This is a genomic window from Mycobacterium sp. UM_CSW, from assembly GCF_000455205.1.
In the GTDB taxonomy this organism is placed as follows: domain Bacteria; phylum Actinomycetota; class Actinomycetes; order Mycobacteriales; family Mycobacteriaceae; genus Mycobacterium.
In genome coordinates, this window is the sequence record NZ_AUWQ01000015.1 from 49,974 (window position 1) to 61,285 (window position 11,312).

Annotated in this window: 12 protein-coding genes and 1 pseudogene; 6 read left to right on the forward strand and 7 right to left on the reverse strand. The window is 69.1% G+C overall.

The window, feature by feature from the left end; genetic code table 11:
* Positions 1-258: 258 nt before the first annotated feature.
* The 3 genes from phoU to N415_RS07155 all read right to left on the reverse strand — a co-directional run bounded on the left by phoU (position 259) and on the right by N415_RS07155 (position 2,387).
* A complete protein-coding gene (gene phoU, locus N415_RS07145) occupies positions 259-921 on the reverse strand; it encodes a phosphate signaling complex protein PhoU (RefSeq protein WP_068178842.1) in 663 nt (220 codons plus the stop codon).
* Positions 922-1,072: 151 nt separating this feature from the next.
* Entirely contained in the window at positions 1,073-1,537 is a 465-nt protein-coding gene (locus N415_RS07150) for a nitroreductase family deazaflavin-dependent oxidoreductase (protein WP_068178845.1), read from the reverse strand.
* Position 1,538: 1 nt separating this feature from the next.
* A complete protein-coding gene (locus tag N415_RS07155) occupies positions 1,539-2,387 on the reverse strand; it encodes an NAD(P)H-binding protein (protein WP_068178847.1) in 849 nt (282 codons plus the stop codon).
* Between the two features lie 110 nt (positions 2,388-2,497).
* Between N415_RS07155 and sigI the strand changes: the two genes are divergently transcribed.
* Positions 2,498-3,373: an RNA polymerase sigma factor SigI gene (gene sigI / locus N415_RS07160; protein ID WP_068178850.1), complete on the forward strand. Its 876-nt coding sequence runs from the start codon at positions 2,498-2,500 to the stop codon at positions 3,371-3,373.
* Here sigI and N415_RS07165 read toward each other — a convergent pair.
* From N415_RS07165 to N415_RS07175, 3 genes and pseudogenes are all read right to left on the reverse strand, one after another.
* Entirely contained in the window at positions 3,370-4,257 is an 888-nt protein-coding gene (locus N415_RS07165) for a MinD/ParA family protein (RefSeq protein WP_068178854.1), read from the reverse strand. The genes sigI and N415_RS07165 overlap by 4 nt on opposite strands.
* Before the next feature lie 115 nt (positions 4,258-4,372).
* A pseudogene (locus tag N415_RS30495) lies at positions 4,373-4,729 on the reverse strand (FHA domain-containing protein); the annotation flags it as partial.
* 199 nt (positions 4,730-4,928) lie between these two features.
* Complete coding sequence (locus N415_RS07175; protein ID WP_068178860.1) at positions 4,929-6,146, reverse strand: NADH:flavin oxidoreductase; 1,218 nt, start codon at positions 6,144-6,146, stop codon at positions 4,929-4,931.
* 39 nt (positions 6,147-6,185) lie between these two features.
* Here N415_RS07175 and N415_RS07180 point away from each other — a divergent pair, with 39 nt between their 5' ends.
* Both N415_RS07180 and N415_RS07185 read left to right on the forward strand, forming a co-directional pair.
* Entirely contained in the window at positions 6,186-7,034 is an 849-nt protein-coding gene (locus tag N415_RS07180) for a bifunctional methylenetetrahydrofolate dehydrogenase/methenyltetrahydrofolate cyclohydrolase (RefSeq protein ID WP_068178863.1), read from the forward strand.
* Between the two features lie 12 nt (positions 7,035-7,046).
* Positions 7,047-7,313 carry a DUF3017 domain-containing protein gene (locus N415_RS07185; protein ID WP_068178886.1) on the forward strand — a complete coding sequence of 89 codons (267 nt, stop codon included), beginning with the start codon at positions 7,047-7,049 and terminating at the stop codon, positions 7,311-7,313.
* 172 nt (positions 7,314-7,485) lie between these two features.
* Here N415_RS07185 and N415_RS07190 read toward each other — a convergent pair whose 3' ends face one another.
* Positions 7,486-7,965, reverse strand: a complete 480-nt coding sequence (locus tag N415_RS07190; RefSeq protein WP_068178866.1) for a DUF732 domain-containing protein — start codon at positions 7,963-7,965, stop codon at positions 7,486-7,488.
* A gap of 248 nt (positions 7,966-8,213) precedes the next feature.
* On the opposite strand from N415_RS07190, the gene N415_RS07195 reads away from it, so the two are divergent.
* From N415_RS07195 to N415_RS07205, 3 genes are all read left to right on the forward strand, one after another.
* Positions 8,214-9,656 (forward strand): FAD-dependent oxidoreductase, encoded by a 1,443-nt coding sequence (locus N415_RS07195; protein WP_068178869.1) that lies wholly within the window; start codon positions 8,214-8,216, stop codon positions 9,654-9,656.
* Entirely contained in the window at positions 9,656-10,036 is a 381-nt protein-coding gene (locus N415_RS07200) for a VOC family protein (RefSeq protein WP_068178872.1), read from the forward strand. The genes N415_RS07195 and N415_RS07200 overlap by 1 nt, the downstream gene beginning before the upstream one ends.
* Before the next feature lie 148 nt (positions 10,037-10,184).
* On the forward strand, positions 10,185-11,312 hold a 1,128-nt coding region (locus N415_RS07205), incomplete at its 3' end, for a 13E12 repeat family protein (protein WP_068178875.1).

Below are 11,312 nucleotides of genomic sequence, written 5' to 3' on the forward strand. Positions count from 1 at the left end.
AAGGGATCAGGCCGCGCGCCTTGTCGATTGGGACACCCGCGGATCGGTGGCCTCGCGCTGAGACGCGCCGTTCGCGCGGCCCCGAAGGTTCAGGCTGCGGGCTGACCGGCTGACCCCCGCGCATCTGGGCGACGACCCGGGTATTGCGGAACCCCTCGGCGCGCTTGATGCGCGGGGGCCGTGCGCGGCGTGTGTTCGGACAGCCGAGACAAGGCTGCCATCTTCTGGTAGCCGGTTGCTGGCAGTGGGCGCCGGTCGCTAGCCGAGGAGATCCGCGCTGCCCGGAAACCTGCCGGTGGCCTGGAAAATGACCCGCCTGGCGATTTCGACGGCATGGTCGGCGAAGCGTTCGTAGAACCTGCCCAGCAGGGTCGCGTCGACCGCGGCGGCCACGCCGTGTTCCCATTCGCGATCCATGAGCTCGGTGAACAGTTCGCGATGCAAGTCGTCCACCGCGTCGTCTTCGACGTTGATGAGGCGGGCCTTCTCGGGATCACCGGTGCGCAAGACCTCCTCGGCGGCCTTGCCCAATGCCACTGCCACGCGGCCCATCTCAGCGAAATGACCGTTAGCCTGTTCGGGCAGAACATGTTCGGGATGGCGGCGGCGAACGATTTTTGCGACGTGCGCGGCCAAGCCGCCCATGCGTTCTACGTCGGCGCAGACCCTGATCGCGGTAACCACGGCCCGAAGGTCGCCGGCAACCGGCGCCTGCAGGGCAAGCAGTACGAACGCGGAGTCTTCAGCGGCGTCGCTCGTCTTCGCGAGTTGGCCCTGCTCAGCGATAACCTGCTCGGCCAGCGCAAGGTCGGCCTGCAGGAGGGAGTGGGTGGCGTCGTGAATCGCCGCGCTGGCCATTGCGCACATGTCAGCGAGCTGCTCATTGAGGGCGGCTAGCTGCTCGTGGTAGGCCGTGCGCATTGCTCTAGATTACGTCCGCCCAGGTTAGGCTGCTGTTTGCGTTAGCCTTCGCGCAAATCGGCTGGCGATTTCGACATGGGCGCGTCGATGGTCGCGGAGATGTGCGCGCGGGCCGCCGCCTCGACATCCGGCCGGTGCCAAGGCAATCCACTCAGCGAGATTTCTCGCGCTGTTTGACGTTCGGCTCGAACCGGAATACGGCGACGCGGCCCGCCAGTGCCTCGAATTCGTCGGCGGTTCCGTCGCGCACCATCCCCGAGCGCTTCGCGAACGCCACCCCGACGGGCACCTCGGTGGCGAACGCCCGCAGCACCGGACGCGCCTCGTCGGCGTCGAGTTCGACAATCCTGACCTCGCGCGAGCGTCGGCCCCGGCTCAGTGTGCCGCTGCCCGCGGCGCGGGCGTTGGCTGCCCAGTCGGCGCCGGGATAGCCGGCCACCACGTAGAGGCCGCCGCGAAATTCGAAGGGCGTCATCGGCGTGCGGCGCGGCTGGCCCGACTTGCGGCCGGGCACCGTCAGCACCATGGCGGGCCCGGTGGGGATCCCCAGCCGCTGGACCGCCATCATCACCTTGTTCATGGGCTTGAGGTAGCGCGGCGGGCGTGGTTCGGACACGTCAGGCTCCTTTCTCTTGGGCGAACAGGTCGCGGTGCTGCGAAACCCAATGCGCGACCGGCGTCGCCGGCCGGCCGAGGATCTTCTCCACGTCGTGGGTGACCAGCGCCGGCTTGTCGAGCGTCTCGGCGAGCATGGCGATGTAGGCGTCGGCGAAGTCGGCGCCGAACCCGATGGCGATGAACCGCTGCCGCACCACTTCCGTCGGCGCCTCCTGGTAGCGCAGCGGCCGACCGAGGACGTCGCCGATCGCCGCAGCCAGCTCGGAGTTGGTGAACGCCTGCGGACCGGTCAGCGGGATCCGCTGGCCGACAAGGTCATCGGTGAGCAACGCGCGCGCCGCCACCGCCGAGATGTCGCTCTCGACGATCGGTGCCGTCGACGCCGCCGCGTAAGGTCCGGCCACCACATCCCCGGCGCGGATCTGCGCCCCCCACATGCCGGCGAAATTGGTCACGAAGACCGACGGCCGCAGGCTCACCCAATCCAGACCGGATTCGACGGCGAGCTGTTCGACCTCCTTGTTGCGGTCCCCGCGAAAGCGCGACGGCTGCCGCGAGAAGTCGTCGTCGGCGTTGATCGCCGACAGCGCAACCAGCTTGGTGACTCCTGCGCGCCCGCATTCCGCGACTACCCGGGACAGGTCGGTTCCCAGCGCGCGGGAATTGAGGAAGACGGCCGAGGCGCCCGGGAGCGCGTCGGAAGCCGAGCGGACCGCCTCGACGCCGGCCGGAAGCCCGGCGGCATCGGGTGTGCGGGTGACGGCGCGGACGTGGGCGCCCGCGGCGAGGAGTTCGGCAACGAGCGGGCGCCCGACGTTGCCCGTCGCTCCGGTTACGACGATCGTCATGGGGAGGGTCCTTCCGTGAGTTTTCAGTGCTGCACCAAGGACGGCCCCGGAGGTGGGAAAGTTACAGTCGAAACGCGTAACTTTTTGCGGGACCAAATCGTCGAAGGTTCATGAGCCAGTCGCAGTCGTCCAGCGACCAGGTCGCCGAGGCCTGGCGCAGTAATCGCCCGTATCTGGTGAATCTCGCGTATCAGATGCTCGGCGACGTCGGCGACGCGGAAGACGTTGCGCAGGAAGCCTTCTTGCGCCTCTCGCGTGCCGATTTGAACGAGATCGACGACGTCCGCGGCTGGCTGACCGTGGTGGCGAGCCGGATCTGCCTGGACCAGGTGCGTTCGGCGCGCGCCCGCTACGAGCGGCCGGGTGAGGTCGAGCTGCAGCCGGCGTCGCCGCGGCTGGACCCGGCCGACCGGGTCACCCTCGACGACGAGGTTCGTACCGCCTTGCTGGAGGTCTTACGCCGGCTCAGCCCCGGTGAGCGGGTCGCGTTCGTGCTGCACGACGTGTTCGGTGTCCCGTTCGACACCATCGCCGAGACGGTGGGCCGTCCCGTCGGCACCTGCCGTCAGCTGGCGCGGCGCGCACGCACCAAATTCACTGTGGCGCAACCGAAATTGAACGAGGTGGCCCCGGCCGAGCACCAGCTCGTCACGGAGAAGTTCATCACCGCGTGCGCCAACGGCGACATCGCCGCGTTGACCGAGGTGCTGGATCCGACGGTCTGGGGGGTGGGCACGGTCCTGGCCGAGCCGGCGCCGCCGCCGCAGATCAACCACGGGCCCGACGCGGTGGCCACCAACCTGCTGCGCTATCTCGGCCCGGAAGTGACCCTGGTCGTCGGGCCCGCGGGAGGACCCGCGGTGTTGGCCTTCGTCGACCGCCGCCTCTTCGCGTCGATCGTGCTGACGATTCGCGGTCGCCTCGTGACGAAGATCGAGGCCATCGCCGATCCGTGGGCGCGCCTGGGTGCCGGTCAGCGGCCTTAGCGCGCCGCACCGGGTGGCCGGGCGGCGAAATACCCTGCGACCGTCGCCGTCACCTCGAGAAGCCTGCGCCGGGCCGCCGGGGACATCTCGCGGTCCACATCGATGACGCCGCCCGGCCGTAGGTGGGGATCGAAGGGCACCTCGACCACCGGCTGCCCGTGTTCGACGAATTCGCGCGCCAGCAGCTCCCGGGTGCGTTTGTCGGCGTGGCCGTCGGAGTCGTTGAGCACCACGATGGTGCGGCGCAGCAGCCCCGTCAGGCCCCTCTCCGAGAGCCATTCCATGGTTCTTGCGGCCGCGGAGGCCCCGTCCGCCCACGGCGAGGACACCACGATCAGCGCATCCAGGTCGCGCAGGACCTCCTGGGTCACCGGCGCGTCCATCGTCGAGCCGCAGTCGATGACCGAGATCGTGAAGTGGTGGTCCAACCGCAGCGCGGCCTCCCGGTAGATCGCGGGGTCGAGCACCCGGCGCGGCCCGGACGCCGGCTCGCCGCCGAGCACGTGCAGGCCGGTGGAGTTACGGCCAAGGCGCCCAACCACATCCGCGAACGACCGCAGGTTCTTGTCGGCGGTCAGTTCCCAAAAGGAGCCGGCCGATCGCGGATCGATTCGGCTGCTCAACCGGCCGAACGCGGTGTCGGCGTCGATCGCCACCACATGGTCCTGCCGGCGGAGCTCGGCGAAAAGCGATCCGACGCTGGCGGCCACCGATGTCTTGCCCACCCCGCCCTTGCCCAGCACGCCGACCTTGTAGTTGCCGTGCAGGGGGGTTCGGATGGCCGCCTCGTACTGAGCCTCCTGGCGCTGCGCGGGCGACGGCCCCAGCTTGACAAGGCCAAAGGTGGCCAGCCGCAGGACGCGTCGCCAACCACGCTCGGGCAGTTCCGCTGCGGCGGTCGGTGCGGGCTGCTGTGGCGGCGGGACCGGGGGAGGGGCCGGGCGGGGCGGCGACGGGAGGGCCCGGTTGACCGGACCACGCCGCCCCCGGCTGGGCCACCGGGATGCCCATCGACTCGGTGCGAGGCGGGCGACCCGCCAGCCCTTGGTGGCGGCCCACCTCGAAGGTCAGCTGCGGCCCGTCGGGATTCCCGATGTTGATGCTCTGGCCGTCGTGGATGTCGACCACCGGCACCCGGCGGCCGTTGACGAAAGTGCCGTTGAGCGAACCGTTGTCGATCGCCAGCCACCTGCCCTGGTCGAATCGCAGCAACAGATGCGCGCGCGAGATCAGCGGGTGCGTGATGCGCATGTCGGCCCGGAGGTCCCGTCCGACGACGACGTCGTGACCGGCTGCGAAGGTGCGCTCCGACCCGTCATGACGAACCGTTAACGCAGGCGGGGCTGGTGCACTCATTGCCACAACTGTAGCGGGTGCACCTGTTTTCACCCTGTGGGCTGAATTACCGCGTCCGGCGCGCCGGTGACCTTCAGCCCCGGCATTGATTGTGAAGCCTGGCCCTCGGTTGTGAAGCCTGGGCTTTCATGGTGAAGCCTGGGTGGAAACCGCCGGAAATCCCCGCCCCATGAGCACACTCAAGGCCGTGAGCTCACACTCAAGACCCTGAGCTCGCCAAAGCGTCCGGCGCGCCGGTGATCACGCATCGGGTGCGCGTGTAGATCGTCGGCATGCACCGATTGCAGTGCGTGCACGCCGAATGCACGCTGTGCGCGGCGCCGTCGGCGGCAATCCGGTTGATCAGGTCCGGCTCGGCCAGCAGGGCCCGGCCCATCGCGACGAAATCGAATCCCTCCGCCATCGCGAGGTCCATCGTTTCCCGGTTGGTGATGCCGCCGAGCAGGATCAGCGGCATCGTGAGCTCGGCGCGGAACAGCTTGGCGTCGCGCAGTAAATAGGCCTCGTGGTAGGGGTACTCGCGCAGGAACTTCTTGCCCGTCATCCGCATGCCCCAGCGCAGCGGCGGCTTGAAGGCGCCGGCGAATTCCTTGACCGGCGCGTCGCCGTGGAACAGGTACATCGGGTTGACCAGCGAACTGCCCGCGGTGAGCTCGATCGCGTCCAGGCCGCCGTCGTCCTGCAGCCACTTGGCGGTGATCAGCGATTCCTTCGTGCTGATGCCGCCGCGCACCCCGTCGGACATGTTGAGCTTGGCGGTGACCGCGATCGGCGTGCCCTCCTTCTCCACCGCGCGCCGCACGGCCATGACTATGCCGCGGGCGACCTTGGCCCGGTTCTCCAGCGAACCGCCGAATTCGTCGTTGCGCCGGTTGATCAGCGGGGACAGGAACGCGCTCGCCAGATAGTTGTGGCCCAAATGGATTTCGACCGCATCGAAGCCGGCTTCGATCGCGAGCCGGACCGCGTTGACGTGGCCTTGGATGACGTCCTCGATGTCGTCGCGGGTGGCCTTCTTGGCGAAGCGCATCCCGATCGGGTTGAAGAACCGCACCGGCGCCAGCGCGGTCGCCTTGTTGGACTTGGCGTTGGCGACCGGACCGGCGTGGCCGATCTGCGCGCTCACCGCGGCGCCCTCGGCGTGGATCGCGTCGGTCAGCCGCCGGAACCCGGGCACCGCCTCTGGGCGCATCCAGATGCCGTTGCCCTCGGTGCGGCCGCCGGGGGACACCGCGCAGTAGGCGACGGTCGTCATCCCGACGCCGCCGGCCGCCGGCAACCGGTGGTATTCGATCAGGTCGTCGCTCACCAGGGCGTTGGGCGTGCGCGCCTCGAAGGTGGCGGATTTGATGGTGCGATTGCGCAGCGTGACGGGCCCCAGCTTGCCCGGGCTGAACACGTCTGGAGGGGTAGACATGCGAGGAGGCTACCTCTGCGGCATGCCAGACTGTCAGGCGTGGGCGCAATCACGCTGGACGGCAAGGCCACCCGGGACGAAATCTTCGTCGACCTCACCCAGCGGGTGGCCGCACTCACCGCAGCGGGGCGCACCCCCGGCCTGGGCACCATCCTGGTCGGCGACGACCCCGGGTCGCAGGCCTACGTGCGCGGCAAGCATGCGGACTGCGCCAAGGTCGGCATCACGTCGATCCGCCGCGACCTGCCCGCCGACATCACCACCGCCCAGCTCAACGAAACCATCGACGAGCTGAACGCCAACCCCGAGTGCACCGGCTACATCGTGCAGCTGCCGCTGCCGAAGCAGTTGGACGAGAACGCGGCACTGCAGCGCGTCGACCCGAGCAAGGACGCCGACGGACTGCACCCGACCAACCTGGGCCGGCTGGTGCTGATGGATCCGGCGCCGCTGCCGTGCACCCCGCGCGGCATCGTGCACCTGCTGCGGCGCTACGACGTCGAGATCGCCGGGGCGCACGTCGTCGTCATCGGCCGCGGCGTGACGGTCGGGCGCCCCCTGGGCCTGCTGCTGACGCGCCGCTCGGAGAACGCCACGGTGACGTTGTGCCACACCAAGACTCGCGACCTGCCGGCGCTGACCCGGCAGGCGGACATCATCGTGGCCGCCGTGGGCGTGCCGCACATGCTGACCGCCGACATGGTGCGACCCGGAGCCGCCGTCGTCGACGTGGGCGTCGGTCGGGTGGACGGCAAGCTCGCCGGCGACGTGCACCCCGACGTGTGGGAGGTGGCCGGTCACGTGTCGCCGAATCCCGGTGGCGTCGGGCCGCTTACCCGCGCATTCCTGCTGACCAACGTCGTCGAGTTGGCCGAGGGACGGCAGTAACGCGTGCGCGCGATGCTACGGGCCCAGTGGCCGATCCTGTTGGTCGAGCTGATCTTCGCCGCGGCATTTGTCGTGGCGGCGGCCAACTTCTGGCGCCGCGGTGCCCTGCTGATCGGCATCGGGGTCGGCGTGGCGGCGGTGCTGCGGTTGGTGTTGTCCGACGAGCGGGCCGGCCTTCTGGTGGTGCGCAGCCGGGGGATCGACTTCTTGACCACCGCGACGGTGGCCGCGGCGATGGTCTATATCGCGTCGACGATCGACCCGCTGGGAACGCGGTAGTGGCGATCGCAAGCGCGGCGTAGCCGGGCGCAGCGGGTCGCCACCATAGGTCCAGTGGCGATCGCAAGCGCGGCGTAGCCGGGCGCTGCGGGTCGCCACCATCGGTTCAGTGGCGATCGCAAGCGCGGCGTAGCCGGGCGCGGCGGGTCGCCACCATCGGGCTAGCCGGGGGCTAAGCGCCTGGCATCCCGGGGATCTGGTGGATGCCGGGGATGCCACCGGGGATGCCGCCGGCCAGCCCGGGCAGGCCTCCGGGAATGCCGGCGGCCGGGTTGCCGCTGGCGATGTTGGCCATCTCCTGCGGGCAGTACGACTGAATGGCGATGGTGGTGAACAGCTTTGCCATCTGAGGTGACAAGCCCCGGTGGCTGACGGTGGCCGCGACGGCGGCGAAGTTCCCGCCCGGCTGGGCGAGCATCGGGCAGATCGACTCGCCGACCGACATCGCGTTGCCGGGTTCGCCGAAGTCGATGCCGGCGTGGTTCAGCGCGTCGATGAAGGCGTCGTCGGCGGCGGGGTCCGCCTCGGCCGGCGCCGCGAAGGCGGCGGCCACGGTGAGCAGGGCCGCGGTGGCGGCCAGCAGGCGGATGGTCAGCGGCTGGTGACGAAACACCCAGATCCACCGCTGGGTCTCCGCTGTAAGTGCCTTCATGCCAACCTCCCCGTCTATTGCCGGGTGCTCTGAGGGCACTCCAGTCACTTGTGGAACTTTGGTCTATTTCTGTCACGTTTACAACACGGTGCGATAAAGGTTTGCACAATAAGCGTTTCGTGAGGGGATCGCGCGCGCGACGTCGCTTATTGGGCCGCGGGGTGCCCCGGCGGATCGAGGCCACACTGTGACCTGACACTCGGGCGGAGGCCGGATTTTCAGTGGCTGATTGGACCAGAATCCGGCCCATGACGACGAATCACCGGGGCATCTCGCGTCAGACATTCATTCGCGGCGCCGTCGGAATGTTGGCGACCGGAGCGGTTTTCGGCAGCGCGCGCGCCGCCGCCGACCCCGCCACCGGCTGGGGCGGCCTGGCGTCCTCCATCGGGGGCAACGTGTTACTGCCGGCCAGCGGCGCCCAATTCTCAACGGGTAAGCAGGTTTTCAACTCGCTTTACAACAACTCCAATCCGGCGGCGGTGGTCAAGGTGTCGTCGCAGGCGGACGTGCAGAAGGCGGTTGCGTTCGCGACGGCCAACGGGCTCAAGATCGCCCCGCGCGGGGGCGGGCATTCGTACATCGGCGCGTCGAGTCCGAACGGCGCGATGGTCATCGACCTGCGCGGGCTGCCGGGCGCGGTGAACGTCGACGGCGCCGGCAATGCCACGGTCACGCCGGCGACGACGCTGTACGCGGTGCACCAAGGCTTGGCCGGCGCCGGGCGCGCGATCCCCACCGCCACCTACCCGAGCGTCGGCATCGGAGGACTGGCGCTGGGCGGCGGGGTGGGCGCCGACTGCCGCCACGCGGGTTTGACCTGCGATGCCCTGCAGTCGGCCACGGTGGTGTTGCCCAGTGGCGACGTGGTCACCGCGTCCGCCAACGATCATCCGGATCTGTTCTGGGCGTTGCGCGGTGGCGGCGGCGGCAATTTCGGGGTCACGACGTCGATGACGTTCGCCACGTTCGCGACCGCCGACAGCGACGTCGTCCGGCTGGACTTCCCGCCGGCGTCGGCGGTGCAGGTGCTCGCCGGCTGGCAGTCGTGGCTGAGCGCCGCGGACCGAAACACCTGGGGGATAGTCGATCTCTCGGTCGGCAACCAGCCGAACTGCCACGTGCTGGCGACCTGCCCTGCGGGCGCCGGTTCCGGTGTGGTCGACGCCATCAAGTCCGCCGTCGGGGTGGCGCCGACCGCCGTCGTGAACAAGACGCTCGGCCACATGGACCTGGTCACGTATCTGGCCGGGGGCAGCTCGACGGGGTCACCCGTCGGGTTCGTGGCCGGATCCGACGTGCTCGCGACGATGAATTCCGCTGCGGCGCATGCCGTTGCGACCGCGATCGGGCAGTGGCCCGCCTCCGGCGGCAAGGCGGCGGTGCTGATCGACCCGCTGGACGGCGCCGTCGGCGACGTGCCGGCGGCGAACACGGCCTTCCCGTGGCGCCAGCAGTCGGTGCTCTTGCAGTGGTACGTCGAGCCCGCCGCCAACCAGGTGGCCGCCGCGCAGCAGTGGCTGAGTTCCGCGCACCAAGCGGTGCAACAGTTTTCGGTCGGCGGCTACGTCAACTACCTGGAGGCCAACAGCTCGCCGTCGCGCTACTTCGGCCCGAACCTGTCGCAGCTGGCCACGGTGCGGCAGAAGTACGACCCCAACCGAGTGATGTACTCGGGGTTGAGCGTCTGATGGGCGAACTCGCGCGCGTCCGCTACCTCGTCGACGACGTTCGGGCCGCCGTCGACTTCTACACCACCCACCTGGGTTTCAGCGTCGACCTGGACGCCGTGCCGGCGTTTGCCGCCGTGGTGCGCGGCCCGCTGCAACTCTTGCTGGCCGGGCCCAAGAGCTCCGCGGCGCGTCCGATGCCCGACGGTGCCACGCCGGAACCCGGCGGCTGGAACCGCATACAGCTTGTCGTCGAAGACATCTCGGCCGAGGCCGAGCGGCTGCGCACGGCCGGGGTGAGTTTCCGCAACGACATCCTCAGCGGTCCCGGCGGGCAACAGGTCCTGATTCAGGACCCTTCCGGCAACCTCGTGGAGCTGTTCCAGCCAGCGCCTCGCTGAGGCAACAACTGCGGCCACTTTCGTTTCACTGGCCCCAATGTTCGCTGATTGTTGCACCACGCAGACTCTTTCAAAGAACTTGCGCCACTTTGGTTTCAGGCGTTTCAGGGCGGCGGTTTTTGTCGGTGGGGGTGGTTAGTTTGGCGGTATGAGTTCGGACGGTGTCGTTGACCGGGAGGCGTTGTCGGCCGCCCTGGATCGCTGGGACGCCGACTTCGACGCCTTGGCCGCGTTTGACTGCGAGGAGTTGACCACCCGCGAGCACCTCGCGTTGCTCGAGCGTTTCGAGAGGATGCGCCGGCGGATACCGGCCCTAGAACATCCGATCTTCAATGCCGTTGCCCGGCAGGCGACCGTGGAGGAGTTGGGCGGCAAGCTGTCGCATGCGATTGCCGAGGCGGTGTTGATCACCCGCGCCGAGGCGTCGCGACGGGTTAAGGAGGCCGCTGATTTGGGTCCGCGCCACGGGCTGACCGGTGAGCGGTTGGCGCCGGTGCTGCCCGCCACGGCGGCCGCGCAGCGCGCTGGTGAGCTGGGCACCGGGCAGGTGGCGGTGATCCGCAAGTTTTGGCATCAGCTGCCCGGCTGGATCGATCAGGGCACCCGCGAACACGCCGAAGCCAAACTGGCCAGCGAGGGCACCCGGTTTCGTCCCGAACACCTGGGGGCGCTGGCCGACACGGTGGCCGATTGCCTCAACCCCGACGGGAATTACAGCGATGACGACCGGGCTCGACGGCGCGGGCTCACTTTGGGCAACCAGCAATCCGACGGGATGTCGGAGCTGCGCGGGCTGATCACCCCAGAGCTGCGCGCCACGATCGAAGCCGTGTTGGCCAAGCTGGCCGCGCCCGGCATGTGCAACCCGCTGGATGACACCCCGACGGTGGACGAGGCGCCCCGCCAAGACGCGATCGACACCGATGCCCGCTCGGCCGCCCAGCGCAATCACGACGCGCTGACCGCCGCGCTGCGCGCGCTGCTCTGCTCGGGCACGCTGGGCCAACACAACGGGCTGCCCGCCTCGATCATCGTCACCACCACCCTGGCCGAACTGGAAGCCGCCGCCGGCCGGGGGTTGACCGGTGGGGGCAGCATCTTGCCGATGAGCGACGTCATCCGCCTGGCCCGCCACGCGCGGCACTACCTGGCCATCTTCGACAACAACGGCAAAGCTCTGGCGCTGTATCACACCAAACGCCTGGCCTCCCCGGCCCAGCGAATCGTGTTGTACGGCAAGGAACACGGCTGCAGCGCCCCGGGATGCACCGTGGCC

Bases quoted from the DNA above. Each gene is read 5' to 3' on its own strand.
- phoU (WP_068178842.1), bottom strand. From the start codon at position 921: ATGCGCACGGCCTACCACGAGCAGCTAGCCGCCCTCAATGAGCAGCTC.
- N415_RS07155 (WP_068178847.1), bottom strand. From the start codon at position 2,387: ATGACGATCGTCGTAACCGGAGCGACGGGCAACGTCGGGCGCCCGCTC.
- sigI (WP_068178850.1), top strand. From the start codon at position 2,498: ATGAGCCAGTCGCAGTCGTCCAGCGACCAGGTCGCCGAGGCCTGGCGC.
- N415_RS07175 (WP_068178860.1), bottom strand. From the start codon at position 6,146: ATGTCTACCCCTCCAGACGTGTTCAGCCCGGGCAAGCTGGGGCCCGTC.
- N415_RS07185 (WP_068178886.1), top strand. From the start codon at position 7,047: ATGCTACGGGCCCAGTGGCCGATCCTGTTGGTCGAGCTGATCTTCGCC.
- N415_RS07190 (WP_068178866.1), bottom strand. From the start codon at position 7,965: ATGAAGGCACTTACAGCGGAGACCCAGCGGTGGATCTGGGTGTTTCGT.
- N415_RS07195 (WP_068178869.1), top strand. From the start codon at position 8,214: ATGACGACGAATCACCGGGGCATCTCGCGTCAGACATTCATTCGCGGC.
- N415_RS07200 (WP_068178872.1), top strand. From the start codon at position 9,656: ATGGGCGAACTCGCGCGCGTCCGCTACCTCGTCGACGACGTTCGGGCC.